This window comes from Collinsella sp. LCP21S3_D3 (assembly GCF_052118305.1).
Classification (GTDB): Bacteria; Actinomycetota; Coriobacteriia; order Coriobacteriales; family Coriobacteriaceae; genus Collinsella.
This window is the reverse complement of sequence record NZ_JBQKHK010000003.1, coordinates 108,304-135,028: the sequence shown is the minus strand read 5'-3', so window position 1 is coordinate 135,028 and position 26,725 is coordinate 108,304. Positions and strand designations below refer to the sequence as shown.

Genomic DNA, 26,725 nt, shown 5'->3' with positions numbered 1-26,725 from the left:
GAGCGCCGCGCGCCCTTAGTCCTCGGCGTTGTAGCCAAAACGGCGAATCTGGGCCTCGTCGTCACGCCAGCCGGCCTTTACCTTCACGTCCAGCTCCAAAAAGACCTGCGTGCCAAAGATGCGCTCAAGATCGCGACGGGCGTCGATGCCGATATGCTTGATCATCTCGCCGCCCTTACCGATGATGATGCCCTTTTGGCCCTCGCGCTCGACGTAAATGGTGGCATGCACGCGCAGCACCTTCTTGGTCTGCTCGAGCGCATCGCAGATTACGCCAACGGAGTGCGGAATCTCATCACGGGTGCGGCGCAAGACCTTCTCGCGCACAAACTCGGCAACGAGCGTCTCGTCGGAAGCGTCGGTACCCATGTCCTCGGGGAACCAACGCGGGCCCTCGGGCAAAAAGTGCGCAACGGTCTCGATGAAGGCATCGACGTTAAAGTTCTTGACCGACGACGTCACGATTTCATCGTCATATTCCATAAGCTCGTGGGCGGCCTTAAGCTGCTCCATGACCTGTGCGGGATCGGCCTCATCGGCCTTGGTGAGCACCAGGACCTTCTTGGAACGGGCGCATCTGACGCGCTCGGCAACCCAGGCGTCTCCCCTGCCGATCGGTTTGGTGGCATCAATCAAAAACGCGACGACATCGACATCGTTCAGCTCGAACAGCGCGCTCTTGTTGAGCTCGGACCCCAGGCCGTCCTTGGGCTTGTGGATACCCGGGGTATCGACAAAAACCAGCTGGTAGCCAGGGCGATTGACGACGGCGCGCATGCGACGGCGGGTCGTCTGGGCCACCGGCGAGGTGATGGCGACCTTTTTGCCATAGCAGGCGTTGAGCAGCGTGGACTTACCGGCGTTGGGGCGGCCGACCAGGGCCACGAAGCCGCTGCGGAAACCGGGCTCAACGTCGCCAAAGCCCGCGAGGCTGTCGCCCTCGTCGCACAGGGCGTCGAGCTCCTCGTCACTCATGCCCTCAAACGGGTCGAACTCCTCGACCTCGCAAGCCTCAGTCGCTTCGGCATCCACAGCATCCAGGGGCTCGTCGTCCAGCGTTTCATCGATAGGCTGCATATTGTCGGACATGAAAATCCCTTTCTAAATAAAGCCGAGCGCGTGGGCAAATACCAACAAGCCCACAATCGCGGCGGTGATGGAAAGAACGTATACGGAGGCGGCGGCGATATCCTTTGCACGCTTTGCCAGCGGATGGAACTCCTGGGTCGCCAAATCGACAATCGCCTCCATGGCGGTGTTGCACAGCTCGCCGTGAATCACCAGGCCGCAGCAAATGATAATCGTAGCCCACTCGGCAATGTCGAGCCCCACGATGCAGCCGGCAATGACAGTGCACACACCCGCCACGAGCATGACCTTAATGTTACGCTCGGTCTTAACGGCGGTAACGAAGCCCTCCATGGCGTAGGAGAACGACTTTAAAAAGGACGGATGGTCCTTGTTCGATCCGGGAATCATAGACGGCTCCTAGTCGTGGGCATGGTTGGTGATGGGGCCGACGTGAACCAGCTTGGGGTCCTCGCCGCGCTCGAGCGCCAGATCGCGCAGGATGGCGTCCTCGCGGGCCTCCATGACCTCGGCCTCGTCGTCCTCGATATGCTCGTAGCCCAGTAAATGCAACATGCCATGCACGAGCATCAGGCGGCACTCATCGGCAGGGCTATTGCCAAAGCCGGGGGCCTGACGGGCAATGACCTGCGGGGCCAAGATGATATCGCCGAGCTCGAGCGTCTCGTCGGCTGGGATATCCTCGTCAAAGGCCGAGTCGCATTCAAACGAGAGGACATCGGTGGTACGGTCGATACCGCGCCACTCGTGGTTGAGCTCGTGCATCTCATCCTCATCGACATACGAAAGGGAAATCTCGACTTTTCGCTCAACGCCCTCGGCAGCAAGCACGACCTCGCAGATGTGCTCTACCTCCTGCGCGACAAGCAGCGTATCGAGCTCGGCATCGTTGCTGATCAATACACTCAACGGGACTCCTTTCGGTCGCGCACGCGTTTCTCGCGCACGTCATCATAAGCATCATATGCCTCGACGATTCGCCCCACCAAGGCGTGACGCACCACGTCGGCACGCTCGAGGTGCGAAAACGCGACATCGTCGACACGACCCAAAATCTGCTCAACGTCGGCAAGACCACCGCGACGACCTACCAAGTCACGCTGGCTCAGGTCACCGGTAATCACAAACTTGGAGTTAAAGCCCAAGCGCGTCAGGAACATCTTCATCTGCTCGGGCGTGGTATTTTGAGCCTCGTCGAGCACCACGAAGGCATCGCTCAGCGTACGACCGCGCATGTAGGCAAGCGGGGCGATCTCGATCACGCCACGCTCCATAAGCTCATCGGTGCGCTCGCGATCCATCATGTCAAAAAGGGCGTCGTAGAGCGGACGCATGTAGGGATCGATCTTTTCCTCGAGGGTACCGGGCAAAAAACCCAAGTTCTCCCCCGCCTCGACAACCGGACGCGTCAAGATCAGACGGCCCACCTCGTGACGCTTGAGCGCGGCAACGGCAAGCGCCATGGCCAGATAGGTCTTACCGGTACCGGCAGGACCCAAGCCAAACGTGATGGTATGCGAGCGGATGGCATCCACATAGCGCTTTTGACCGAGCGTCTTGGGGCGAATGGCACGACCGCGATACGAAAGCAGCACATCATCGCGAAGCGACGTAGCCCCGTACTCACCGTCGCGCAAGACGGCCAGGCAGCGAGAGACATCGTCGACAGACAGCGTCCGTCCGGCGGCAGCCTCGCGAAAAGCATGCTCGAAAAAGCGCGCCACGAGCTCGACCTCGTCCGGGTCACCGCACACGGCGATACGGTCGCCACGGGCGACCACGTGGGCGCGAACCAAGCTCTCGAGCGCACGAAGGACGCCGTCGCCGGCACCCAAAACGCGCGAGGGATCAATTCCATCGGGAACGGTAAGTCTAATCTTCGAGGCTTCCATGAACCTCCCTGCGTGCATGGACCAAGCCGGAATCATCGACTCCGATGATAGCAACATCGAGCAGGCACGGGGCTGTGAGTCCGCAGGTATCGTCAAGACGGGCATGATGGAACGAACCGAGCGTCAGGTTGTCGCCATACTCGAGCACGGCACGCTCGACGGTGCCCACGCGACGGCGGGCGTCGGCAATGGCGAGTTCCTGCGCCGCGGCTCGCATACGACGGCTGCGCTCAGCCATAACCTCGGGCGGCACCTGGTCGGGCATATCGGCAGCAAGGGTACCGGGACGCTTGCTATAGCGGAAGACATGCATGCGCGAAAAGCCCACGCGACGGCACAACGCCAGCGACTCCTCAAATTCCGCGTCCGTCTCGCCGGGAAAACCGACGATGACGTCGCACGAAAGGGACGCCTGAGGCAAGTTGGCGCGGATCATACGCACCGTCTCCTCAAATGCCTCGGCGCTATAGGGACGTCCCATGCGATGCAGGGTCGCCGTGCAGCCAGACTGCACGGGCAGGTGCAAAAACGGGGCGATGCGCTGCGGATAGCGCGCCATGACCTTAAGCAGGGGCTCGGAGATATCCATGGGCTCGACCGAGGAAATGCGCACATGCGGAATAGACGTACGCTCCATGATGGCCTCGAGCAGCTCATCGATCTCGACGTGTTCGTCAGTCGCACTCTTGCCATCGTAGGCGCCCAGGTTCACGCCCGTCAGCACCACCTCGGGCACGCCGGCCTCCTGAGCCTCACGAACTTGTTCGAGCACAGACTCGACCGGCACGGAGCGCTCGGGGCCGCGGGCCTTCCACACAATGCAATAGGTGCAACGATGGTTGCAGCCGTCCTGGATCTTCACACCCAGACGCGAGCGACCGAGCGCGTCGACCACATCGCCGTCGCTACAGGCGGCCACGCTATCGGACTCAACGCCCAGCACCTCGCAGACGCGTTCGGCGACATCGATCTTAGACGGCTCCGCGATCACGCGGTCCGAAAGCTCCAGAAGCTCCTCGGGGTGCAAATTGACAACGCACCCGGTCACGACCACATAGGGCTCTTTTGGATGAGCCAGCGCATGGCGGACGGCCTTACGGGTCTTGGCCTCGGCCTCGCCCGTAACGGCACAGGTGTTAATGACGATCAGCTCCGCATCCTGAGGCTCCACCATTGCAAAACCCAGGCGCATAAGATCGGCAGTGATACGGTCGGACTCAACCCGGTTGACACGGCAGCCGAGGTTGACAACAGAGATATGAGGTGCGAGCACGCGGGCTCCTTAATCGAGGATGTCGTCGAGAGCGCTCTTAATGCGATCGGTCACCGATTTCTTGCCGGAAGCGACATCGTCGCCCGACTCGGCGGCGAAAGTCTCGAGCAGCTCGCGCTGCTTGGCGGAAAGGTTCGTGGGGACGAGCACGCGCAGCTGAACGATCAAGCGTCCACGCGAGCCGCCACCGCCGATACGGGGCATACCGTAGTTGTTGACACTCACGGTGTCGCCGTACTGCGTACCGGCGGGGACGCACACCTTGACGACCTCGTCGGGCAAAATGCCCTCAACCTTAATCTCGCAGCCGAGCGCAGCCTGCGCAATCGAGATATCGCTCACGAGGTACAGGTCGCCGCCGTTGCGTTTAAAACGCTCGTGATCGGCGACGCGCACGTTGACGATCAGGTCGCCCGAGGGCTCACCACGAAGGCCTGCCTCGCCAAAGCCGCTCACGCGCAGCTGGCGACCGGTCGAGACGCCGGCGGGGATATCGATGTCGATCTTTTCGTGCGAAGGCGTGCGGCCCTGACCGTCGCAGGTCTCGCAGGGATGGTCGATGACCGTACCTTCGCCATGGCAGTCGGGGCAGGGCGAAGAGGACTGAACTTGACCCAGGAACGAGCGCTGGACCGTCGTGACATAGCCCGTGCCGTGGCAACGGCTGCACTGCTTTTCGGCCGCACCCTCGGCCCTACCGGTGCCATTGCAATCCTCGCAGGGGGCAAGGCGGTCATAGCTGATCGTCTTTTTGCAACCGAGCGCCGCCTCCTCAAGGGTCACCGAAAGGGAGATGGCCATATCGCGGCCGCGACGACGCTCGCGGCGATTTCGGGCGCCACCGCCGGCACCGCCGCCAAAGAACGACGAAAAGAGGTCGTCCATGCCCATGCCGCCAAAGATATCGTTAATGTCGACATAGCCGGAGCCACCGGGGCCGTCGGGCGAACCGTAGCGATCGTAGTTTGCACGCTTCTGCTCGTCGGAAAGAACGGAATATGCCTCGTTGAGCTCTTTGAACTTGGCCTCGGCATCGGGGTCGTCCGAAACGTCCGGGTGTACGATACGGGCCTTCTTTAGAAACGCGCGCTTAATCGTCCGCGCGTCGGCATCCTTGTCGACGCCAAGTACCTCGTAGTAATCCCTATTTTCCGACACGACCGAATCCTTCCGACTTTCATTATTGTCACAGTGCGTCCTATACCCAAGCTGGGCCGACCGCAAACAAAGGGTTTGATGTTATTGCATTGCGTAGGGCGAAAGCATGGCACGTTGCGAGCAGCTCGCAAACCAAACCGACACGAGAGCAAACATAAATCCGTTGGCAAAACCGTTGGCAAACTGCATCGCGCCGCGCTTCCACCACAGCAGGCTGCGGTGAAGCACGCCGTCCGAAAGCACCATGAACAAGCCCATGGCAAACGGAACAAAGCACATCATGGCAAAGGCCGAGAACACGCCCGAGATGGCCGACAGCACCAAAAAAGGCGCCACGATGCCCATCAGGTAAAAACCGGTACGAGCCTTGCCCTCCAGGCGTTCGGCCTCGACATGGGCGCGCCCGACCAAATCGCCGCCCGAGGCACCGTTGGTGCCGGCGTGACCCATGCCGTCAATATGGATCTCGTCGCCATCATGCGTGCCGGCAGGAAACTCAATCGTCTGCTCGGAGGTCACACGGGTCCGCCCGCTGCCACCGCAATCGGGGCAGGGGTCGGCGACGACCTTACCGGAACCGCCGCACTCGGGGCAGACCGACTGGAACGTGCCGGCACCAAACAGGAAGGACAGGTCGACGTCGATGTGGCCGCGACCGCCGCAGCTCGGACAGGTATGTGCATGCTCGGACGAGACAGAGCCCGAGCCTCCGCAATGACCACAGGTATCGAAGCGCGTATAGCGGACGGTCTTGCGGGCACCGCCCTTGGCCTCCTTGGCGTCGAGCTTAATATCGACGACCACGTTGGCGCCGTTCTCGGGATTATAGGCAGCCTGGCTGCGACGCTGCTGGCCCCAGGCGCCACCAAAGGGAAAGCCGCCCTCAAAGGGATTGCCATAGCCTGCGCTGCCGGCGTAGCCGCCGCCATAGGGCGAAGCAGAAGGAGCGCCGGCGAAGGGATTGCCCGAGCGCATGGCATCATAGCGCGCACGCTTCTGCTCGTCCGAAAGCACGGCATAGGCCTCGGAAACCTCTTTAAACTTTTCCTCGGCATCCGGCTCTTTGTTGACGTCCGGATGGAGCTTGCGGGCCTTTTGCTGAAAGGCCTTCTGTATATCACGCGAGGTGGCGTCCTTGGAGACACCCAAGATCTCGTAGTAATCTTTTTCGTTCATCGTCGCCATGCGCGGCAACCTCCTGCTCACAGCAGCGTATATATTGCGGTAATTCTACCCGAGCGGCCTAAGCTAGACCCCAAAACAGCTCGAACAGCATATTTCCATCGAGCCAGCCCAAGTGGGTGGGCGCTAAACGGGCGCGGGCGCGACCTGCTACAACATCTTTTGAGGTGATGCGCCCCGCATGCCCCTCGACATCATCGGGTACCCAGGTGGCAAGGTCCAACTCGAGCGCACGGTCGCAGGACGCCGCCAGCTCGTCTGCAGGAATCACGCTTGCCGAGCGAACCAACAGGTCGGGCCCAATGCCACGCGTCATGCGGCAGGCGAGCATCAAATCCTCCGCCGCCGCCTCCCGCTGCGACAGGTACTCGGCATCAAACGTCGTCGCGGCATCGTCGCGTTGCACCAGACGCACGCGATACGCATCGCCGCGAGCGGGCACGTCGGGATAAAGCCCGGCCAAGCAATCGAAATCCTCGGCGTCGAGCATACCGGCGGCAGAGCGACCCAGGCCCAGATAGCCCCGTCCGGTCCAATAGGCGATGTTATGCGAGCACTCATGTCCGTCGAGTGCATAGCTTGCCACCTCATACGGGTGATAGCCGGCCGCGCCCAGACGCTCGCGCGCCGCTTCCATGCACGCAGCCTGAAAATCCTCGTCGGGCTCGAGCGACTCGTCGTAACACGCCATGCGGTAGAGCGGCGTGCCTTCCTCGAGCGTGAGGGGGTACACCGACACATGTTGCGGCGCCGCTGCCAACACGCCATCGAGCGTGTGCTTCCAACTCGCTGCGGTCTGCCCGGGAAGGCCACACATAAGGTCGCACGACACATCGAGCCCAGCGTCCTTAACCGTCGTGATGGCAGCGAGCGCCCGATCGGCATCGTGAATACGGCCGATGGCGGTAAGTTCGGCATTATCGAGCGTTTGCACGCCCAGAGAGACGCGTGTGACACCAACCTTGGCAAGCGCAGCGGCAAGCTCGGCGGTCAGCGACTCAGGATTAGCCTCGCAGGTAAACTCAACGGGCTTGCACCACATGCAAATACGCCGGGCAAGCTCCACCAGACGCTCTCCCGCCAGCGACGGTGTGCCGCCGCCAACATAGACGGTGCGGACCTGTGCAAGCGCCCCGGTGTCTCCAAAGGCATCAAGGCGCGCATACAGCTGCTCAAAATAGGCATCGAGCGCAGCGCTCAGGTCGCACGGAGCAAAACTGCGTGAGTCAAAGTCGCAGTACCGACACTTTTGAGCGCAAAACGGCACATGCACGTACAGCGCGGTAACGGCCACCGTTAGGCCTCCAGCGGATGAGCGGGCACCGACTCGCCAGCGGCAAGCGCGGCCTCGCAGGCCACCACATCGCGCTCGATATCATCGACCAATGCCATGAACTCCTCATATGTGGAGCAACGCACCACCTGGGCACGCCAGGCGGCGGCATGGGGCATGCCCTTTAGATACCAGCTTGCGTACGTACGGGCACGCGACATGAGCGGCAGAAGCTCATGCGTCAGCGTGAGATGCTCGCGCAGGGCGTCCAGGCGCTCAACAGAGCTGCGCACCGGCGCCGGTACGCCATTGAGCGCAAGGGCGCGAGCATCGCCAAAGACCCAGGGATTACCGTAGATACCGCGTGCGATAAACACCGCGCTGGCACCCGAGTTGCGCAGATGCTCCACGGCATCCTCGGCCGAGAACACGTCGCCCGAACCGATAACGGGAATCTCGACGGCATCGGCCACCTCATCGACGACCGACCAATCGGCCTGACCCGTATAGAGCTGCGTGGCACAGCGACCATGCACCGCCACAGCAGCGGCGCCCGCCCCCTCGAGCATCTGGGCAAACGTCGCGGCATTGCGATCTTCGGCGTAAAAGCCTTTGCGGATCTTAACGGTCACGGGCACGTGCGCCGCGCCCACCGCCGCCTCGACGATCTTTTCGGCCAGCTCGGGCGTGCGCATGAGCGCCGAGCCCTCGCCTTTGGTGACGACCTTGCGAGCCGGGCAGGCCATGTTGATATCGATCAGCGACAGGCGATCGCCCACACGCTCCTCGACGGCAGCGACGGCGCTCGCAAATTGATCGGGCTTGGAGCCAAAGAGCTGCACGCAGATCTGCCGCTCCTCGTCGGCCGGCAGCACCAGGCGCCACGTCTTATTGCTGGCATAGGCAAGGCCCGCCACGCTCACCATCTCGCTATAGGCAAGATTGGCGCCGCGGCGGCGGCACATGATGCGATAGGCGGGATCGGTCACGCCGGCCATAGGAGCCATAAGGAACGGCTGCTCGGCATAGGCACCCAGCAGCCGCGTACTGTATTCAGAAAGCGCCATGGAACTACTCGTCCACCTTGAGGATCGCCATAAAGGCCTCTTGCGGGACCTCGACCGAACCGATGGCCTTCATGCGCTTCTTGCCCTCTTTCTGCTTCTCGAGCAGCTTGCGCTTACGCGAGATATCGCCGCCATAGCACTTGGCCAAAACGTCCTTGCGGCGCGCCTTGACGGTCGAGCGGGCAATGATCTTGTTGCCGATGGCACCCTGAATGGGCACCTCGAACAGCTGGCGCGGAATAATTTCCTTAAGCTTGTCGCACAACCCGCGGGCCAGGCCATAGGCCTTGTCCTTGTGCACGATAAACGAAAGCGCGTCCACCTCGTCGCCCGAAAGCAGGATATCGAGCTTGACGAGCTCGGAGGGACGATACTCGTTGAACTCATAGTCGAGCGACGCATAGCCCTTGGTGCGACTCTTGAGCTGGTCAAAGAAGTCCAGGATGAGTTCGGCGAGCGGCATGTCGAAGCGCATCTCGACCGATTTGCTCGTGAGGTGGATCATGTCGGTCGTAATGCCGCGGTGCTCGATAGCGAGCTGCATGACGGCTCCCGTATACTCGGGCGGGCAGATAATCTTGGCCTTGAGGTAAGGCTCCTCAATACGCTCGATGCGCGTAGCCTCGGGCAGATCCTGCGGGCTGCGGACATCAATCATCTCGCCGTCGGTCTTGTAGACGTGGTAGTCCACCGAAGGGCTCGTGGCGATGAGGTCCAGGTTGAACTCGCGCTCCAGACGCTCCTTGACGACCTCCATATGCAGCAGGCCCAAGAAGCCAACGCGGAAGCCAAAGCCGAGCGCCACCGAGGTCTCGGGCTCCCACACCAACGAAGGGTCGTTGACATGCAGCTTATCGAGAGCGTCACGTAGGTTCTCGTAATCCTTGTTGTCGATCGGGAACAAGCCCGTATAGACCATGGGCTTGGCCTCACGGTAACCGGGAAGCGGCTCAGGGCAGGGATTCGATGTCCACGTGAGGGTATCGCCCACGCGAACGGCCTCAGGGTCCTTCAGGCCCGTGACCACGTAGCCCACCTCACCGACCGTCAGCGCGTCGACCGGAGTCTCGGCGGGACGCTTGACGCCCACGCCATCGACCAAAAAGTCGCCCTCGGCCTGCATCATGCGCAGGGTATCGCCCTTCTTGATGGAGCCGTCAAAGACGCGGACCGTGGCGACGACGCCGCGGTACTCGTCAAAATACGAATCCAGGATGAGCGCCTTGAGCGGAGCCGTCGCATCGCCCTTGGGCGGTGAGATCAAAAAGACGATGGACTCCAGCAGATCATGGATGCCCTCGCCGGTCTTGCCCGATACGCATACGGCATCGTCGGCAGGAATCGCAAGGTCATCCTCGATCTCGGTCTTAACCTCGTCGGGGTGTGCCGACGGCAAGTCGATCTTGTTGATAGCGGGCACGATATCCAGGTTGGCGTTCATGGCGAGCGTCGCGTTGGAGACGGTCTGCGCCTCGACGCCCTGCGTGGCGTCGACGACGAGCACCGCACCCTCGCAAGCGGCAAGCGAACGCGAGACCTCATAGGTAAAGTCCACGTGGCCCGGCGTATCGATCAGGTTGAACTGATACGTCTCGCCATCGTCGGCGTCATAGGAAACGCGAACGGCATTGGACTTGATCGTGATACCGCGCTCGCGCTCGATATCCATTGTGTCGAGCAGCTGCGATTCCATGTCGCGCTCGTCGACGGTATGGGTGAGCTCGAGGATGCGATCACTGATCGTGGACTTGCCATGGTCGATGTGCGCAACGATCGAGAAGTTGCGGATGTGGGAAATGTCAATTGAAGTATTCATGCGGACTATCTTACCCGAGCGGTACAAAAAATGGAGTCTGTTCCATAAAACAGGCTCCATTTATGCGCGTAATCTATGTGGTGTGAAATTTACAACTTAGGCGTTGATGCTGTTCACGAGCTTGGCAAGACCGGACTTGCGGTTGGAAGCCTGGTTCTTGTGGATAACATGCTTGGCGGCAGCCATGTCGAGGCGCTTGGTGACGGTCTTGAGGGCAGCCTGGGCCTTCTCGGCGTCGCCCTCGGCGACGGCGGACTGGACGTGCTTGGTCAGCGTCTTGAGCTCGGACTTGACAGCCTTGTTACGCATGCGAGCTGCCTCATTGGTGCGGATACGCTTCTTCTGAGACTTGATGTTTGCCACTTCTGGAGTTCCTTTCGAGTTCCTTGCAAAAAATGTATGACACCTCTGAGACACGGTGAGGTCATGCAAGCGCCTACTATAGCACGCTCCCCCTCAAAGGGATAGAACGAATTTGTCAAATAGACAGGTATCATCACGATTTTCTCAAGATGTTCGTAATCCAGAGCAAAAGCGCGTTCTGAGAATCGGCCGAACCCTTAAGAGCGAGCTCAACATCGACCGCGCCCTCGAGCGCCGCGACGAGCTCCGCCATCGAAAAGCGGCGTGCCCAGGTCAGGTGATTCTTAACCTGCCAGGGTTGAAGCTTGAGCGTCGCGGCAAGCTCGCGACCCTGCCCACGCGCATCGAGCGCCTTGGCGACGATAAGCTCGCGAATGCGTCCGCACAGCAGCGTGTAGGTCCACACATAGCTCTTGGCGGGTAGCAGCCCAAAGAGCTCAAGCGAGCGGCGCATATCACGAGCCGAGACCGCGTTGAGAAAATCCCAGGGCTGAACTTCGGCCGTGCGCACGATCCAGCGTTCCACATCGGCAAGCTCAATTTGCGGCGCATCGACCATCTGGGCAAGCTTGGCCAAGTCGTTATCGAGCATGCGAGTGTTTTCACCCGAACGCGAGACGAGTTCCTCGGCGGCCGCCGTCGAGATCGACTTGCCGTGCTGCGTCGCCATCTGCTGCACGCGGCGCGGTAGCTCCCAGCGCTTGGTGCCGGAGCAATCGATCACGGCCTTCTTGTCGATCTTGGCGATCGCCTTATACAGGCGCGTGTTCTTGGCAAGGGAGTCGGCGATGATGAGACAGACCGTTGTGGGGCTTGGACTCGCTAAATACTCGACAAGCGGCTCCGAGACCGCCTTGGCGAGCTTTGAGCAGCCGTCAAGGATTACCAAGCGAAACTCGCTGCCCATGGGAAAAGTGTTGAGCGATCCGATAATGGACTCGATATCGGGGTCCTTGGTCATGTCGCGCTCGTCGAGGTTGAACTCGACCATACCCGACTTTTCCAGACGTGCTTTCATACGCGAGACGGCGTGGTCGCGCTTGACTCCGTCGGTACCGACGATCAGATATGCCGGCAGCAGACCGGTTTCAGACATCGCGCTCCCCTCCCGCAGGCTCTCCTGTTCGTACCGTGCCATTCTATCCCACGGGTTGGTCCCGCGCCAACGGCAGCATCACGGTCGCTGACATCGCATGGCAAAACCGGCCGCAGTCGGCGAGACGGTAATGTCGCCTCTCTCGATAGTGCATGCGAACGCGCCGCCCGTATCGCTAACGGCATCGATGCAGGCATCGGATGGATGGCCGTAGCGGTTGCCCTCGCCCGCGCTCGCAATAGAGAGCTCGGGCTTAAGGGTTTCCAGCAGGTCTGTATCGACAGAATCTTTTGAGCCGTGATGCCCCAGCTTGAGCACATCGATATCACCCACCTCCTGTACAAACTCGCACTCCTGATCGAGCTCGGCATCACCAGTGAGGAGCATACGCAGGCTTTTGCCTTCCTGAGCATAGGAGAGCAGCAAGACAAGCGAGTCCTCATTGCCCTCACCGTCAACCGTATCAAACGGCCACATCACACGAGCCCGAAATGCGCCGATATCGACTGTGTCTCCGCGAGCCACCTGCCGATACGTGACGCTTGGGCGATTCAGAACCTCAGCAGGCGCGCTGCCCAGCGCATCCGCCGCAACCGCAATGCTACCAACCGAAAACCGATCGAGTACGTCGGGAAGACCGCCCCAATGGTCTTCATCCCAATGCGTCACGAAGACGGCGTCGATATGGTGGACGTTATTGCGAACCAACGCCGACACCACGCGCGCGTCGAGCCCACAGTCGACGAGCGCCACGGCGCCACCCTGACGAACCAGAATCGCATCGGCCTGGCCAACATCAAGGACTGTCACCGAAGGCGGCGCACATCGATCCCAATAGACATACGGAACGCCCGCCGCAAGCATCAAACACAGCAGCCCTACTGCCATGGGCCGCGCGCGGGGGCGTGGCCACAAGACCAAGAGGACCACCAGCGAAAAAGGCACCACGTATACCAAGGGCGTATCGGGCGGCACGCTTACGGATGCGCCCGGAACGGCAGCAAAGAGCTGCTCAAAGAACAGGGCACAGCGAGCGATAGCCATGGGCACCACAAGCGCCCCGTGACGCAAGAGCGGCACAAGCGAGCAAGGCACCAGCACAACCGAAGATGCGAGCAGCACGCTTATCACCGGACCGATCACGGCATTTGCAAGCGGGGCAATGAGCGAAAACATCCCAAATGCGGGAATGGTTACGGGAAGTGTCGCGATCTGCGAGCACAGCGTGACGGACAAAATACTGGCAACCCCCGATGGCACGCTCAGCTCGCCCAAGGCGTAGGTAGCGTAGGGGCAAAAACAAAGGATGGCAAAAACACTGGCGCACGATAGCTGAAAACCCATCTCGAACAATACTGTCGGCCGCAGCAACATAAAGATTGTCATGGTCAAAAATAGAGCCGAAAGGCCATGCCGACGACGTCCGGCGCCGTTGACGACAAGCGTCACCGCCACCATACAGCACGCGCGCACGGCCGAGGGCGAAGCGCCCGTAAAGACGGCATAGGCAGCGAGGGCCAGCACCAACAGCCCCCTCTGCAGCCCACGAGAGAGGCGAGTCTTTTGCAGGGCGCTCTCAATCACAAACCCAACGATGGCAAGATGGCTGCCCGAGACGGCGATAAGATGTGCGGTGCCCGTTACCGAAAACAAATCGCCCGCCGGCTGAGCACGCAGCTCGGAGGAGCGTCCGCAGACAACGCCGGCAATGAGCGAGCGCGCCGGATCGGTCTCGGGCGCGATAACGGCAAGGAGCTCGTTTCGCAGCCAAGGCAACAGCCCCGGAAAGCCCTCGTCAACCGATACCAACCGGATGACCTTAACTTTTCGAAGCTCGCCCCGCAGTACGCGTGAGCGCCCATACGCATCATTCTCAAAACGCGAAATTCGACCGACAGCATGCACATGCGAACCGGCGCTGAGCTCACGATCACACGACAGCCGTATCTCGCCCAAGCGCTTTCCACCCGCATATGAATCACAGGTATAGGAGTACGTCCCGTCATTGATGGATGGGTCACCCTGTACAACAAACTCGAGACTGCTCGCAGCTCGATTATCCAGTGCCCCCGAAGCACGCAGCGCCCCTATCGCCCAACCCGCGGATACGACCGCTCCCGCCAGGAGGCCGAGGGACGCGGCATACAGCCATCGCCTCCACCGCACAAGACGCATACAAAACCGAGCCAATACGATGCACGCGGCAGCCGCAACGGGAATGGCCATAAGCAATGTGACGGGCGCTGCCCGCTCTCCCAGCAGCAAATCGGCTGCCACGTTAAGTACCAGGCCGCAGCTCGCACACAAGCCAGAACAAAGGGCCATCGTCCACGGCATCAGGGGCCGCGGCGGCATCACATGCTCGCACTCGGACACACTCATACGCAGATGCAATCTTTAATTTTGGCGAGCTTTTTCTCACCGATCCCCGATACGCGCATGAGGTCATCGACCGAGGCAAAGGCCCCGTTTTGAGTCCGCTCATCGATAATCGACTGGGCCGTAGAAGGCCCGATGCCCGAAAGCGTCTGCAGTTCCGCCGCACTTGCCGTATTGATATTCACAAGCCCCGACGAAGACCCCGCACCAGCAGTCATGGCAGCACCGCTTTCGACCCCGCCGACCGCCGCAGCCGCTTGTTGCTCCCCCACCATCGGAACATAGATCTTTTGACCATCTGTGATCTTGGACGCACGATTAAGCCCTGTCACATCCGCCTCAGCCGTAAGCCCTCCGGCGGCATCGATCGCTTGGGACACCCGCGCTCCGTCTTTGAGCCGGTACACGCCAGGCCTCGCAACGGCGCCATCAACATCGACGTACACCTCAGCAGTAGAAGAACTCTTGGCAGACGACTCATCGGCATCATCAGGTAACCCATCCCCGGCCCCGCGCACATCCGAGGCGCTCGCCTCATCACTACGCTCAAACGACACGCCGCTGGAGCGGCCACCAAAACTTGCCATCGCCAAGCCGCTCGCGGCGGCAATGACAATCAGAATCGCCACGACCATCGCCTTATGGCCGAGCAGCTTTTCTGCCCAGCGGTCCATCCGTTTAACCCGTTCGTGTTGCTCGCGTTGCGCCATAGCAAACACCTCCCAACACCATCGTGTCAGGAAACGAGCGCCGTAGCCTCCGCACGCCCACACCGGTTATCGAAGTCAAACCAAAAGCTGACCAAAACCTTGCAGGATAGTGTCCATTTATTCAGATACACGTCGACAAATGAACCGTTTATCGCCTAATGCCCAGGTAGATTAAGACCGACGATGCAAATGCACCGCCGGTCTATACACAACATTATTCGTGATCTTGGTAAATCTCACGTGGAGCAAGCTGAGGATGTTTACGTTTTAAGGTCTTAGGGGCCTTGTACGTGTTGCTCTCGAAGTCGATGTACTCGGTCTGTTTGAGCAAGCGCTCAATCATCTCCTCGTGATCGAACAGCTCCCACGCCTCATGCACGGCATCGAGTTTTGCGTGCGTCTCAGGGCGGCGCGGCATAAAGAGCGTGCAGCAATCGGGAGCAGCCTCGGTCGAGATATCGAAGGTACCGATTTCCTCGGCACGCGCGATGATCTCCTGCTTGTCCGAACCGATCAGCGGGCGGAACACGGGGATCTTGACAGCCTCGTTGACGGCCATAATGTTCTCGAGCGTCTGGGAGGCAACCTGACCGAGCGATTCACCGGTCACGATAGCCTTGGCGCCCTCGATATGCGCAATGCGCTCGGCAACCGAATACATAATGCGGCGATACATGATCACGCGCAGGTTGCTGGGGCAGGCCACGGAAATCTCACGCTGGCAATCGCCAAACGGCACCACGTACAGGCGGCCGATCTGGACGCCCGGCGCAAGCGCACGGATAATGTCCTGCACCAAATACTCGCTCGTATCGGGTGTCTGCGGACGACCGGAGAAATGTACCGGCACGCACACCGCGCCGCGACGCGCGAGCATCCAGGTCGCCACCGGAGAATCGATGCCCGACGACAGAAGCGTCACAACCTTGCCGGCGGAACCCACCGGCAGACCGCCCACGCCGCGCTCGGAGCGCGCATACACGTAAACGCTACCCTGGACCACCAGTACGTGCACCATCGCGTCGGGGTCGTGCATCTGGACCTTTTTATCGGGGAAGGCCTCGCACAGTACCTCGCCAACCTGACGATTGATATCAATCGAGGTGAGCTCGTAGTCGGTGTTAGAGCGTTTGGCATGCACCTTAAACGAATCGAAGGGACCAAACTCGCGCAGCGCCTTCACGGCGGCGGCGCAGTACTCCTGCGGGTCGCGGTTGGTGTGATATGCCAGGGACACGCGGGCAACGCCGGGGACGGTGCGAATGACACGCGCCGCCTCGTCGGCCTGATGCTCGTTAAAGGTCACGAGGATATAACCGGAAATTCGAGACACGGCATTCACGGAAAAGGCGGCCAAGGCCGCCTTGATGTTATCCATGAGGATATGCTCAAAATGTGCGCGGTTCTTGCCCTTCAGTCCAACCTCGTGATAGTGGACCAGGCAGACGCGAGCTGCCATTTAGGCTTCAGCAACCTTGTGGCCGAGCGCCTTCTTGTAACGAGCCTCGTCGTAGGAGATATCGCCGTCGACAATCTCGTCCATAGCCATCGAGATGGTATCGGCGCCGGAGAGGCCAATGGTAATGTCATCGACATCCTGAACGGCAAGCACGCGGTTGTGCTGGCCACGCAGCATGCTGTTAATGTCGCAGGCGCGCTTGGAGGCAAGCGAGGCGAGCAGGAAGCGGTTGTGATCGGTCTTCTCCAGAAGATCGTCAATACAAGGCTTTACAACGGACACGGACCTCAGATCCTTTCATGCATATCGAGAACGCGAACGAGCTCATCGGTCGCGCGGTCGAGATCATCATTCACCACGACGTCGTCGTAGCGGTCGGCAAGGGCAAGTTCATCGGCGGCGTTTGCCATACGCAGCTCGATCGTCTCGGGCGTCTCGGTACCGCGACCGACCAGGCGATCGCGTAACACCTCAAGCGAAGGCGGCTTGATAAAGATCAACACGGCCTCGGGGAAACGCTCCTTGACCTGCAGGGCACCCTGGACATCAATCTCCAAAATCAGAGACGAGCCAGAGGCGAGCTTGGATGCGACCTCGCTCACCAACGTGCCGTAGCAGTTACCGTGGACCTCGGCCCACTCAACAAACTCACCGTTTGCCACGCGGCGGTCGAACTCCTCGCGCGTCAGGAAAAAGTAGTTGACGCCGTCGACCTCACCTTTACGTGGCGCTCGCGTGGTAGCCGAAACCGTCAGGCCCAGGTTCGAGCGGCGCTCGCGCACACGACTGACGAGCGTCCCCTTGCCTGCACCTGACGGTCCAGAAATCACAAAGAGCTTTGAATCCTGAGCGCTCACTTATTTGGTCAGCTGCTCGAGGAGCTGCTCGCGCTGACGGACGCCGAGGCCCTGGACGCGACGGGTAGCGGAGATGCCGAGCTCCTCCATGATCTTGGCGGCCTTGGCCTTGCCATAACCGGGCAGAGACTCGATGAGGGTGGAAACCTTCATGCGGGAAGCGATGGGGTCATCGGAGTTGAGCACGGACTCGAGAGACTTCTCGCCCTTCTTGATCTGCTCGCGAAGCTCAGCGCGAGCGTGACGTGCGGCGGCAGCCTTCTCAAGAGCCTGCTTACGCTGCTCGTCGGTAAGCTGAGGGAGTGCCATTCGAACCTCCAAATAGTTGGGTTATATCTGATGCAATAATTGGCATTTTAGCACGTCAAACGCACTAAATGCCCAATCGACGGCTCCATAGGTTAGACGATACCTGCGAAAAGTGCAATATACGGAGGTCAAAGTTGAGCCCCTGACCTGTGATTCCACACAAAGGATGGGAAAGTTTTCGCAGGCACAAGGGCTAATTTGTGCTAATAAGACCCAAAAGTGGTGACTTGAGGGAATCTTTTACGCGACGTTTTCGACCAGCTCGGCGACGATGGCGTCAAAGGCCGCAACCGGATCGTCGGAGCCGGTAATAGGACGGCCCACCACGATGTGGCTCGCACCGCGCTCGATAGCCTGGGAAGGTGTCGCCACACGGGATTGATCGCCCAGGGCGGCACCCACCGGACGCACACCCGGAGTCACGATCAGCGCGTCGGGGCCGAGCAGCTCACGCATGTCGTGAGCCTCCATCGGCGAGCACACGATACCGTCGATGCCGTTGGCCTGAGCGAGCTTTGCCAGGCGAGCGGCCTCCTCGGCCACGGGCGACTCGACGCCGATCTCCGCCAGCGCATCCTGATTCATGCTCGTAAGTACGGTAATGGCGACGAGCTTGGCGCGGTCCTCGCGCGCCTCCTCGGCACCCTCGCGGCAGGCAGCGAGCATGGCGCCCGAACCCAAGCCGTGGACCGAGAGCAGGTCGGCACCGGCAAGCGAGGCCGAGCGAGCGGCACCGCGCACCTGATGCGGAATGTCATGGAACTTGAGGTCGAGGAAGACCTTAAAGCCCAAATCCTTGAACGTCTTGACGATCTCGGGACCCTCGGCGTAATAGAGCGTCATGCCCACCTTGAGCCAGGCGGCATGGCCCGAAAGCTCGTGGGCGAGCTCGAGTGCGCGCTCACGGTCGCAGTCGAGGGCGACGATAACACGGTCGCGGGCATCGGTCTCTAGCATTCGAACGCACCTACCAGCTCGTTGATGTCCTTTACGCCCTGGGACTCCGCCCAGGCCTCGAGCTCGTGCGCAATCTTAAGCGAAGCACACGGGTCGACGAAGTTGGCCATGCCGACCGACACGCAGGTGGCGCCGGCCAGGATAAACTCGGCCGCATCCTCGCCGGTCATGACACCGCCGACACCGTTGATGGGGATATCGACGGCCTGGGCGACCTCCCAGACCATGCGCACGGCGATGTGGTGGCACAGCGGGCCCGAAAGGCCGCCCTTGGGCTTGGCCACACGGGACTTGCGGGTGTGCACGTCAATGGCCATGCCCTGGATGGAGTTGATGACCGAAAGGCCGTCGGCGCCGGCAGCCTCGAGGGCGCGGGCGATCTCGGCGACGTTGACCGGAGCCATCTTAACGAACAGTGGCTTATCGGTCACCTTGCGGCAGGCAGCCATAACGGAAGAGGCGCCCTCGGGCGTGGAGCCCATGGCGGCACCGCCGGCGGCAATGTTGGGGCAGCTCACGTTGATCTCATAGCCGGCAGCCCAGGGGCACAGCTCGACATACATCTCGAGCGCGCGCACGAACTCATCAACGGAGTGACCGGCAACCTGGCAGATGACCTGGCAACCGTCCTTGGAGAGCTGCTCGAGCCACGGACCGGACTCGCGGGCGAAAGCGGCCACACCGGGGTTCTGCAGGCCCACGGAATTGATCATGCCGCCGGGGATCTCGGCCATGCGGGGTGCAGGATTGCCGGGCCAGGGCTCGGCAGCGCAACCCTTGGTGGTGATGGCACCCAGCTGGGAGACATCAAAGAAGTTCTGGAACTGCCAACCGTAGCCAAAGGTACCGGCTGCGGTGTTGATGGGGTTCTGCATCTTGACGCCGCCGAAATCGACGGACATGTTCACGGTACCCACTAGAAGACCACCACCTTGGAAGCATCAAACACGGGGCCGCACATGCAGGCACCCTTCATACCGTCGACCGTCTCGACATTGCAGGTGTTGCAGGCACCAAAGCCGCAGCTCATCATGCGCTCGAGCGACACCTCGCAGTACGCGCCGGCCTCGGCGGCAGCGGCGGCGACTTTCTTCATCATAACGGCGGGACCACAGCTGGCGACGTAGTCGTAACCGCCCTTGCCGAGCAGCTCAGCGGCAGGATCGGTGCATAAGCCATGCGTACCCAACGAGCCGTCGTCGGTGCACACGTTGACCGTGGCTCCCAGCGCGCGGAACTCATCGACGCCCACGACCTTGGACGCGGTGCCAAAACCCAGGCACACGTCAACAGCCACGCCCTGCTCGGCAAGCATGCCAGCGAGGCACAGCACGGGCGGAACACCGATGCCGCCCGCCACGAGCAGCGCCTTCCTGGTGCCCTCGGGTACCAGCCAGCCGCGGCCGCCAGGGCCCAACAGGTTGGACTTGGAGCCGGGGCCCATCTGCGACAGACGACGGGTGTCGTCGCCCACGACGGCGTACCACAGCTCGACGGTACCGGCCTCGGCGTCAGAGCGATAGAAGCTCAAGGGCACGCGAAGCAACGAAGAGGCATCGCCGGGCACGGCGATGTTCACAAACTGACCGGGCTTGAGCGCACTTGCAAGCTTGGGGGCCGAAATAACGAGCGAGAAGATGCCGTCGGCGATCTCCTGGTTCGAGACGACCTCGAAGTCGTGCATGCGTGCAGTGGAAGGTGTGGGCATAGACGCTCCAATCCCCCATGCAGTTGCATGGACCAAACGAACAGAAAGCGCGGCACCGCAAGGGCACCGCGCACAAAAGCGATAAGGCTATGCTAGCAGATGCAGCCGTCGGCAAGCGTCTGTTTACCGCCGACAAACACATCGGTGGCACGACCGGTGAGCGTGCGGCCGGCAAAACCGGAGTTCTCGGCGCGCGACTCGTAACCGTCCTCGCCGACCGTCCAGGTGACAGACGCGTCGAAGACGGTCAGGTCGGCAACAGAGCCCGCCTTGACCTGAACCTGGTCGAGGCCCAGGATCTCACGCGGCTTAATAGCCATGAGCTCGACCATGCGGCCCATACCCATCTTGCCCGTGTTGACCAGCTCGGTGAGCACGAGCGACAGCGAGGTCTCGAGGCCGATCATGCCAAAGGGCGCGAGCTCGAACTCACGGGCTTTCTCCCACGGCGTGTGGGGAGCGTGATCGGTGACGATGACGTCGACGGTGCCGTCGATGACACCCTGGCGGATGGCCTCGGCATCCTCGTCGGTACGCAGCGGCGGGTTAACCTTGAGCGAGGTGTTGTAGGTCTCGTCCAGGTCGTTCTCGGTCAGGAACATGTGATGCGGGGTGGCCTCGCAGGTAACCTGAACGCCAGCGGCCTTGCCGGCACGCACGAGCTCCAGGCCATGGGCGGTGGAGATGTGCTGGATGTGCAGCTTGGCACCGGTCAGTTTGGCGATCTCGATGTCGCGGGCGATCTGGAGTTCCTCGCCGGCAGCCGGCCAGCCCTCGAGGGCCAGACGAGTCGAAACCTTGCCCTCGTTGATCTGGCCGTGGCCGACCAGGTCCTCGTCCTGGCAATGGCTCATGAAGACCTTGCCGAACATCTTGCCGTAGTCCATGCAGCGACGGAGCATGCCTGCACCCTGCACGCCGCGACCGTCGTCGGTGAAGGCGACGGCGCCGTGGGCGACCATATCGCCCATCTCGGACATAGCCTCGCCCTTAAGACCGCGGGTCATGGCGCCAGAAGGATAGACGCGGCAGTGGCCGACCTCGGCAGCGCGGGACTTGACGAACTCAACAACGGTACCGTTATCGGTAACGGGGTCGGTGTTGGGCATGGCGCACACGCCAGTGAAGCCGCCCTTGGCAGCTGCGCGGGTGCCGCTCTCGATGTCCTCTTTGACCTCGTAGCCGGGCTCGCGCAGGTGGACGTGCATGTCCACCAGGCCAGGGACAAGGTACTTACCGGAAAGGTCGCGGACCTCGGCTCCCTCGGCGGCGAGGTTCTCGCCGACCTCGGCAATCTTGTCGCCGTCGATCAGGACGTCAACGACACCGTCAAGCTCGACGGACGGATCGACGACGTGGGCATTCTTAAGAAGCAAGGCCATTATCGGCACCTCCAAGCAGCAGATACAGGATAGCCATACGCACGCAGATACCGGCGTAGACCTGCTCCAGGATGACGGAGCGTTGCGGGTGGTCGGCCATATAGGAGTCGAACTCGACGCCGCGGTTGATGGGGCCCGGATGGCAAATGATCGCGTCGGGCTTCATGAGCTTCTCACGGTCCTTGGTCAGGCCGAAGAGCTTGTGGTACTCGCGAATGGTCGGGAACGGGGCACCCTCGAGGCGCTCCTGCTGTACGCGCAGCATGTAGACGACGTCCAGCTCGGGCAGGACGGAATCGAGGTCGCTCGTCACGTGGTCGCAGCCCAGAACCTCGGGCGCCGGCGGCAGCAGCGTGCCGGGGGCGACGGCGTAGGTCTCGCAGCCCATGATCTTCAACGCGGGGATCAGCGAGCCACAAACACGGGAGTGGGCGATGTCGCCGACGACGGCGACTTTCAGACCGTGGAAGTCACCCTTGTGCTCCCAGATGGTGTACAGGTCGAGCAGAGCCTGCGTGGGGTGGTTGTGCTTACCGTCACCGGCGCAGATAACACTCGCGGGCGAATTCTGCGTGACAATGTAGGGAGCACCGGCATGTTTGTCGCGCACGACGATGCAGTCGATCTTGTAGGCGTTGAGCGTCTCGACGGTATCGACGAGGCTCTCGCCCTTGACCGTGGAGGTCGAGGAGCCGCCAAAGTTGAGGCTGTCGGCCGAAAGACGCTTCTCGGCAAGCTCGAAGGAGCTGCGGGTACGCGTCGAGGGCTCGTTGAACATATTGACGATGGTCTTGCCCTTGAGCGTGGGGACCTTCTTGATGGCACGCTCGTTGACCTCGGAGAACGCCTTGGCGGTCTCGAGGATGAGCTTGATGTCCTCTTCGGAGTACTCGGTAATGTCGATCAGGTGCTTATGATTGAACGCCACGGTACTACTCACCTCCCAGCGGCGCGGAGCCCACGTGGGAACCCGGCGCGACGTCGTTGATCTCGACAGCGGTGCGGCCGTCGACTTCCTTCATATATAGGTGCACGTTCTCCTCGTGCGACGAGGGAACGTTCTTGCCGACAAAGTCCGGCGAGATAGGGAGCTCGCGGTGACCGCGGTCAACGAGAACTGCCAGCTCGATGCGGCTCGGACGGCCCAGGTCCATAACGGCGTCCAGAGCGGCGCGGATGGTGCGACCCGTGTACAGGATGTCGTCCACCAAAACGACGCGCTTGCCGTCGACGCTGAAGGGAATGTTGGTAGCGTGGATCGCGGGAGCGAAGTTAGTCGCATAGTCATCGCGATAGAAGCTGATGTCCAGGCTGCCGAGCGGAACGTCAACACCCTCGATCTCCTTGATCGCCTCGGCGAGCTTCTTTGCCAGAAGGTCGCCGCGCGTGACGATGCCGACCAGAGCGAGGTCTTCACAGCCCTCGTTGCGCTCGAGAATCTCGTGCGCGATGCGGGTCATCGCTCGGTTGACGGCGGTCTCGTCCATGATGACCGCCTTGGGGGAAGTCGTGCCCATCGATCTCCTTCCTCACATGTCTTGACTGCTGATACAGTCAAAAAAATAGATGCCCGACCGCTCAAAGCGGACCAGACACCCACAGGAAGGACTGCTCTATGGCAGCAATATAAATCCATGTGGGTATCTCGTACCCCTTTAATGGTCAAGGGATAGTGTAGCCAACCCCGAGCTTAATTGCGAGCATTAATACGGAGCAATCCGCAAACGGACTCAACGCTCCATAAACCTATATATATTTGCGGGACAAGCTTGAAAACGTCGATGCGAGCTGGCATAATCCCCTCTGCTACACGCAAATCGGATCTACGTCCAGGGCCGTAGCGTGGGCACTATCGCCATAAGAGAAATATCTCTGTGTAGATTACGCACAGGGAGCTGCTTCTGTGCTATAGTTCAGGCTTGTTTGTTAACGCGACATGTTCGTTTGTCGCCCAAGGAGGGTCAGTTATGTCCAAAGTTTGCGAAGTTTGCGGTAAGCACCCCGTTGCCGGTCGCTCCATCAGCCACTCTCACCGCGTCACCAACCGTAAGTTCCGCCCCAACATCCAGCGCGTCTACGTCGTCGTCGATGGTCACCGTCGCAAGATGAACGTTTGCTCCACCTGCCTTAAGTCTGGCAAGGTTGCGCGCTCCTAAATAAGGTCTTACCAACAAGTACCTCGGACTCTCCGGGTCAAAGACCTCGCGTTCACATAGAACTTACCAAAGGCGTCCTCTCTTCTGGAGGGCGCCTTTTTGCACTCATTGGGGACAGACTTACATGGGTGTTTTCACTCATTGGGGACAGACATGATGCGTGTCTGCGGCGCCCCGACTAGCTCCGGCCCCTGCCTCACGCAGCTTCCTTCCAGCCCGCAGTGGCCTTGGTCACACTTGTAGCGCCGATACCGGTGATACGGGCAATTTGCTTGACCGTGAGATGTGCCTGCCTGAGCCTCAGCAGGCAGGCATCGCGTTCGGGGCGTGGCAGGGCCTTAAGCAGCTTAGGATCTATGCTCGGCAGGACTTCGCGCGCAACGGAAAGGGCCTCCTCATCGGGGATCCGACGGCGTGGAAGAACCTCCACCGACCAGATGCGCCCGGCAGCTTCCTTGAGATGTTCGCAATAGCAACGGGAGCCTCCGACAATATCGAGCATAGGGGCCGCATCACAAATGTCAAAGGGATCGTAGTTTTATTATGTAATGGCTTAGTGTTATTGAAGACTTACTTACTCACTGTAATCATGTTAGCACACCGACCAAGGGTTTCTATGAGTCCTTATTTGTTTGTCCGTGCTAGATATTTGACGGTGACTTTGATGGGACTTTCATCTTGGTGTCGAACTCCACGACTCTGTCATCACCTTTAAGCCACTTGCAACCACAGGATAACAATAGTCGCTGTCATCACGAGCAAACCGCTTGCGTCCACCCTTTGGCAATAGTCGCTGTCGTCACGAGCAAGCCGCTTGCGACTACCCACGCGGAGTTAAACAATAATTGCAAACTGAAGCTGCAAATCCACCCGACAAGGCTCTTTTATAAAACCCATTGTTTAGACGACCAGCAATCTCATCAGGCTCTCACCTTGAATAGTTTCCCAGCCAATCTGCGTGACTGCCTCCGACAGCTGTCTATCATGCGTAACCAACAGTAACGCGCCAGAGAAACCGCTCAGCATCTCCTGCAGCGCCTCAATAGAACCCACATCAAGATGATTCGTCGGCTCGTCGAGTACGAGGAGGTTGGGATTCGTAACAAGCTGTTCAGCAAGCATGAGTTTGCGGAGTTCGCCAGGACTCAAATCGTCGCCATCGAGCAGTTTGTCAGGGTCGGAGTTCAACCGCGCCACGATGGAGAGGATGCGACCTTTCGTCTCCTGGTCCTGGTCTCGGAGATGCCTCAGTGCTCGCTCGCGTTCCTCTGGCCCGACGTCCTGGGGAACGTACGCAACTTTGACATTATCAGGAACAGATTCGATGACGCTTCGCACCACCAGGCTCTTTCCCGTTCCGTTCGCACCGGTCAACACCACGTGATCCGTTGGCGAGATCCAGAGCTCCGGCACGTCTATCGAGAACTCGCCAGCAGACAGTCGCGACGCCTCCAAGTGCGCCACGCAGCTTGAGCGCGCAGCGACGCCGAACTCGCCGATGCGATGGTCGTATCTTTTCGAGACGGTTTTCTCAGAAAGCTCTGCCTCGGCCTTTGCGAGCCGCCCGCTCATTTTGGACGAGAGCTTTCCCGCTACGCCGTCCTTTCCAGATACTATGGCGCGTCCGATCTTCTCCCGAGCGTCGCTGTCTTTTTTGCTCAAGCCGCGCTTGCTTCGCTTGCCCTTCTGACGCGCCGCCTCTTCGCTCCTGCGCTGGGCTTCTGCCTTCAGGCGCTTAGCTTCACGAGAGGCTTGCTCGCGATCCCTCATCGCAGAGGCGCGTTCGCTCGCCGCCTGGTCGCTTGCCTTTGAGTACCCGCCGGGGCGCATGGTCCAACGTGCGCCCTCGCACATGAGGCTCTGGCCCACAAGGCCATCGAGCAGGTCTCTATCGTGCGAGATGAGGATGCCGATGCCGCTGAAGGAGGCCAGCGCCTCCTTCACGATGTCGCGCGTGGCGGCATCGAGGTCGTTGGTCGGCTCATCCATGATGAGGACATCTGGTTGTGCATAGAGGGCGCACGCGATCTGGAACCGCTTCTGCTGACCGCCCGAGAGCGTGTCGTAGCGCCAGAACCAGTCGTCTTCGATGCGGAGCAGTGCCCTTGCCCGTTGCGCCTCCTTGCCCCAATCCGATGCGAGATCAAAGAGCTTGTCTGGCTCTTGGGTCGAGTCTTGCTCGCAATACGACGCGAACAGATTCGGGCTCACCGTCCCGGAATCGGGTGTAATAACGCGGGCGGCGATACGGGCGAGCGTGCTCTTCCCGCATCCGTTGTCGCCGATGATGCCCGTCCATCCCGATGGGAACGTGGCGCTGACGTCTTCGATGGCTGGCGATGCCGTACCGGGGTAGGTATAGCTGATGTGAGTGAGATTCAGTTGCATGGCGAGCTCCTTTGAGAGGAGGTCGCGCAGGGGTCAGGCACGCGATGTATGGATTTGGAACGAGAAGGCACTGAAGCGATGCGGCACCCTGAAGCGCGACCGGATGTACAGAATTGTCGTATGGGGTACCCGAAACGGGCATCGCTAGTTCTTCATCTAACCTGACCTAACTCGAAGCGGCGCTTGCCAAAGGCCCCGCTGGATGATTGAT

Annotated in this window: 27 protein-coding genes; 1 reads left to right on the top strand and 26 read right to left on the bottom strand. The window is 60.5% G+C overall.

Features of this window, described 5'->3' with window-relative positions:
* Window positions 1-15: 15 nt before the first annotated feature.
* From era to pyrR, 24 genes are all read right to left on the bottom strand, one after another.
* Window positions 16-1,089: a GTPase Era gene (era, locus tag ACTQ1S_RS02525; protein WP_441048393.1), complete on the bottom strand. Its 1,074-nt coding sequence runs from the start codon at window positions 1,087-1,089 to the stop codon at window positions 16-18.
* A gap of 12 nt (window positions 1,090-1,101) precedes the next feature.
* Window positions 1,102-1,479, bottom strand: coding sequence for a diacylglycerol kinase family protein (locus tag ACTQ1S_RS02520; protein WP_427726826.1), 378 nt, complete (start codon window positions 1,477-1,479; stop codon window positions 1,102-1,104).
* A 9-nt stretch (window positions 1,480-1,488) separates the two neighbouring features.
* Window positions 1,489-1,998, bottom strand: a complete 510-nt coding sequence (gene ybeY / locus ACTQ1S_RS02515; RefSeq protein ID WP_441546984.1) for an rRNA maturation RNase YbeY — start codon at window positions 1,996-1,998, stop codon at window positions 1,489-1,491.
* Window positions 1,995-2,981: a PhoH family protein gene (locus ACTQ1S_RS02510; RefSeq protein WP_441015490.1), complete on the bottom strand. Its 987-nt coding sequence runs from the start codon at window positions 2,979-2,981 to the stop codon at window positions 1,995-1,997. The genes ybeY and ACTQ1S_RS02510 overlap by 4 nt, the downstream gene beginning before the upstream one ends.
* Window positions 2,962-4,254, bottom strand: a complete 1,293-nt coding sequence (locus ACTQ1S_RS02505) for a MiaB/RimO family radical SAM methylthiotransferase (protein WP_370450600.1) — start codon at window positions 4,252-4,254, stop codon at window positions 2,962-2,964. Before ACTQ1S_RS02505 ends, ACTQ1S_RS02510 begins: the two co-directional genes overlap by 20 nt.
* A 9-nt stretch (window positions 4,255-4,263) precedes the next feature.
* Complete coding sequence (dnaJ, locus tag ACTQ1S_RS02500) at window positions 4,264-5,412, bottom strand: molecular chaperone DnaJ (protein WP_441546983.1); 1,149 nt, start codon at window positions 5,410-5,412, stop codon at window positions 4,264-4,266.
* Between the two features lie 81 nt (window positions 5,413-5,493).
* Window positions 5,494-6,597 carry a DnaJ domain-containing protein gene (locus ACTQ1S_RS02495; RefSeq protein WP_427747934.1) on the bottom strand — a complete coding sequence of 368 codons (1,104 nt, stop codon included), beginning with the start codon at window positions 6,595-6,597 and terminating at the stop codon, window positions 5,494-5,496.
* Window positions 6,598-6,655: 58 nt separating this feature from the next.
* Complete coding sequence (gene hemW, locus ACTQ1S_RS02490; protein WP_441546982.1) at window positions 6,656-7,888, bottom strand: radical SAM family heme chaperone HemW; 1,233 nt, start codon at window positions 7,886-7,888, stop codon at window positions 6,656-6,658.
* 2 nt (window positions 7,889-7,890) lie between these two features.
* Window positions 7,891-8,934 (bottom strand): tRNA dihydrouridine synthase DusB, encoded by a 1,044-nt coding sequence (gene dusB / locus ACTQ1S_RS02485; RefSeq protein ID WP_441546981.1) that lies wholly within the window; start codon window positions 8,932-8,934, stop codon window positions 7,891-7,893.
* A 4-nt stretch (window positions 8,935-8,938) separates the two neighbouring features.
* Complete coding sequence (gene lepA, locus ACTQ1S_RS02480; RefSeq protein WP_441546980.1) at window positions 8,939-10,750, bottom strand: translation elongation factor 4; 1,812 nt, start codon at window positions 10,748-10,750, stop codon at window positions 8,939-8,941.
* A 96-nt stretch (window positions 10,751-10,846) separates the two neighbouring features.
* Window positions 10,847-11,113, bottom strand: a complete 267-nt coding sequence (gene rpsT / locus ACTQ1S_RS02475) for a 30S ribosomal protein S20 (protein WP_022094714.1) — start codon at window positions 11,111-11,113, stop codon at window positions 10,847-10,849.
* Between the two features lie 133 nt (window positions 11,114-11,246).
* A complete protein-coding gene (gene holA / locus ACTQ1S_RS02470) occupies window positions 11,247-12,209 on the bottom strand; it encodes a DNA polymerase III subunit delta (protein WP_427747932.1) in 963 nt (320 codons plus the stop codon).
* Between the two features lie 78 nt (window positions 12,210-12,287).
* Window positions 12,288-14,165: a DNA internalization-related competence protein ComEC/Rec2 gene (locus tag ACTQ1S_RS02465; protein ID WP_441546979.1), complete on the bottom strand. Its 1,878-nt coding sequence runs from the start codon at window positions 14,163-14,165 to the stop codon at window positions 12,288-12,290.
* A 422-nt stretch (window positions 14,166-14,587) separates the two neighbouring features.
* Window positions 14,588-15,298, bottom strand: a complete 711-nt coding sequence (locus ACTQ1S_RS02460) for a helix-hairpin-helix domain-containing protein (RefSeq protein ID WP_441546978.1) — start codon at window positions 15,296-15,298, stop codon at window positions 14,588-14,590.
* Window positions 15,299-15,512: 214 nt separating this feature from the next.
* On the bottom strand, window positions 15,513-16,757 hold the full coding sequence (thiI, locus tag ACTQ1S_RS02455) for a tRNA uracil 4-sulfurtransferase ThiI (protein ID WP_427726849.1): 1,245 nt from the start codon (window positions 16,755-16,757) through the stop codon (window positions 15,513-15,515).
* The gene (locus tag ACTQ1S_RS02450) at window positions 16,758-17,039 is read right to left on the bottom strand and encodes a DNA-directed RNA polymerase subunit omega (RefSeq protein WP_370450597.1); all 282 of its coding nucleotides are present in this window, start codon (window positions 17,037-17,039) and stop codon (window positions 16,758-16,760) included.
* 5 nt (window positions 17,040-17,044) lie between these two features.
* Window positions 17,045-17,614: a guanylate kinase gene (gene gmk, locus ACTQ1S_RS02445; RefSeq protein ID WP_427794783.1), complete on the bottom strand. Its 570-nt coding sequence runs from the start codon at window positions 17,612-17,614 to the stop codon at window positions 17,045-17,047.
* On the bottom strand, window positions 17,615-17,923 hold the full coding sequence (gene mihF, locus ACTQ1S_RS02440) for an integration host factor, actinobacterial type (RefSeq protein ID WP_006236130.1): 309 nt from the start codon (window positions 17,921-17,923) through the stop codon (window positions 17,615-17,617).
* 240 nt (window positions 17,924-18,163) lie between these two features.
* Complete coding sequence (gene pyrF, locus ACTQ1S_RS02435) at window positions 18,164-18,880, bottom strand: orotidine-5'-phosphate decarboxylase (RefSeq protein WP_427747926.1); 717 nt, start codon at window positions 18,878-18,880, stop codon at window positions 18,164-18,166.
* Entirely contained in the window at window positions 18,874-19,782 is a 909-nt protein-coding gene (locus tag ACTQ1S_RS02430) for a dihydroorotate dehydrogenase (protein ID WP_427717595.1), read from the bottom strand. Before ACTQ1S_RS02430 ends, pyrF begins: the two co-directional genes overlap by 7 nt.
* 14 nt (window positions 19,783-19,796) lie before the next feature.
* Window positions 19,797-20,564 (bottom strand): dihydroorotate dehydrogenase electron transfer subunit, encoded by a 768-nt coding sequence (locus tag ACTQ1S_RS02425; RefSeq protein ID WP_154516544.1) that lies wholly within the window; start codon window positions 20,562-20,564, stop codon window positions 19,797-19,799.
* 116 nt (window positions 20,565-20,680) lie between these two features.
* On the bottom strand, window positions 20,681-21,970 hold the full coding sequence (locus ACTQ1S_RS02420) for a dihydroorotase (RefSeq protein WP_154516264.1): 1,290 nt from the start codon (window positions 21,968-21,970) through the stop codon (window positions 20,681-20,683).
* Window positions 21,954-22,898 carry an aspartate carbamoyltransferase catalytic subunit gene (locus ACTQ1S_RS02415; protein WP_035138537.1) on the bottom strand — a complete coding sequence of 315 codons (945 nt, stop codon included), beginning with the start codon at window positions 22,896-22,898 and terminating at the stop codon, window positions 21,954-21,956. The genes ACTQ1S_RS02420 and ACTQ1S_RS02415 overlap by 17 nt, the downstream gene beginning before the upstream one ends.
* 4 nt (window positions 22,899-22,902) lie before the next feature.
* Window positions 22,903-23,487, bottom strand: coding sequence for a bifunctional pyr operon transcriptional regulator/uracil phosphoribosyltransferase PyrR (gene pyrR, locus ACTQ1S_RS02410; protein WP_138374176.1), 585 nt, complete (start codon window positions 23,485-23,487; stop codon window positions 22,903-22,905).
* Between the two features lie 450 nt (window positions 23,488-23,937).
* Here pyrR and rpmB point away from each other — a divergent pair, with 450 nt between their 5' ends.
* Window positions 23,938-24,126: a 50S ribosomal protein L28 gene (rpmB, locus tag ACTQ1S_RS02405; protein WP_022094725.1), complete on the top strand. Its 189-nt coding sequence runs from the start codon at window positions 23,938-23,940 to the stop codon at window positions 24,124-24,126.
* Between the two features lie 196 nt (window positions 24,127-24,322).
* Here rpmB and ACTQ1S_RS02400 read toward each other — a convergent pair whose 3' ends face one another.
* Complete coding sequence (locus ACTQ1S_RS02400) at window positions 24,323-24,628, bottom strand: hypothetical protein (RefSeq protein ID WP_441056780.1); 306 nt, start codon at window positions 24,626-24,628, stop codon at window positions 24,323-24,325.
* 398 nt (window positions 24,629-25,026) lie between these two features.
* Window positions 25,027-26,514: an ATP-binding cassette domain-containing protein gene (locus ACTQ1S_RS02395; protein WP_441048890.1), complete on the bottom strand. Its 1,488-nt coding sequence runs from the start codon at window positions 26,512-26,514 to the stop codon at window positions 25,027-25,029.
* Window positions 26,515-26,725 lie beyond the last annotated feature (211 nt).

Bases quoted from the DNA above. Each gene is read 5' to 3' on its own strand.
- era (WP_441048393.1), bottom strand. From the start codon at position 1,089: ATGTCCGACAATATGCAGCCTATCGATGAAACGCTGGACGACGAGCCC.
- ACTQ1S_RS02520 (WP_427726826.1), bottom strand. From the start codon at position 1,479: ATGATTCCCGGATCGAACAAGGACCATCCGTCCTTTTTAAAGTCGTTC.
- ACTQ1S_RS02510 (WP_441015490.1), bottom strand. From the start codon at position 2,981: ATGGAAGCCTCGAAGATTAGACTTACCGTTCCCGATGGAATTGATCCC.
- ACTQ1S_RS02495 (WP_427747934.1), bottom strand. From the start codon at position 6,597: ATGGCGACGATGAACGAAAAAGATTACTACGAGATCTTGGGTGTCTCC.
- dusB (WP_441546981.1), bottom strand. From the start codon at position 8,934: ATGGCGCTTTCTGAATACAGTACGCGGCTGCTGGGTGCCTATGCCGAG.
- lepA (WP_441546980.1), bottom strand. From the start codon at position 10,750: ATGAATACTTCAATTGACATTTCCCACATCCGCAACTTCTCGATCGTT.
- holA (WP_427747932.1), bottom strand. From the start codon at position 12,209: ATGTCTGAAACCGGTCTGCTGCCGGCATATCTGATCGTCGGTACCGAC.
- ACTQ1S_RS02460 (WP_441546978.1), bottom strand. From the start codon at position 15,298: ATGGCGCAACGCGAGCAACACGAACGGGTTAAACGGATGGACCGCTGG.
- thiI (WP_427726849.1), bottom strand. From the start codon at position 16,757: ATGGCAGCTCGCGTCTGCCTGGTCCACTATCACGAGGTTGGACTGAAG.
- mihF (WP_006236130.1), bottom strand. From the start codon at position 17,923: ATGGCACTCCCTCAGCTTACCGACGAGCAGCGTAAGCAGGCTCTTGAG.
- pyrF (WP_427747926.1), bottom strand. From the start codon at position 18,880: ATGCTAGAGACCGATGCCCGCGACCGTGTTATCGTCGCCCTCGACTGC.
- ACTQ1S_RS02430 (WP_427717595.1), bottom strand. From the start codon at position 19,782: ATGTCCGTCGATTTCGGCGGCGTCAAGATGCAGAACCCCATCAACACC.
- ACTQ1S_RS02425 (WP_154516544.1), bottom strand. From the start codon at position 20,564: ATGCACGACTTCGAGGTCGTCTCGAACCAGGAGATCGCCGACGGCATC.
- ACTQ1S_RS02420 (WP_154516264.1), bottom strand. From the start codon at position 21,970: ATGGCCTTGCTTCTTAAGAATGCCCACGTCGTCGATCCGTCCGTCGAG.
- pyrR (WP_138374176.1), bottom strand. From the start codon at position 23,487: ATGGGCACGACTTCCCCCAAGGCGGTCATCATGGACGAGACCGCCGTC.
- rpmB (WP_022094725.1), top strand. From the start codon at position 23,938: ATGTCCAAAGTTTGCGAAGTTTGCGGTAAGCACCCCGTTGCCGGTCGC.
- ACTQ1S_RS02400 (WP_441056780.1), bottom strand. From the start codon at position 24,628: ATGCTCGATATTGTCGGAGGCTCCCGTTGCTATTGCGAACATCTCAAG.
- ACTQ1S_RS02395 (WP_441048890.1), bottom strand. From the start codon at position 26,514: ATGCAACTGAATCTCACTCACATCAGCTATACCTACCCCGGTACGGCA.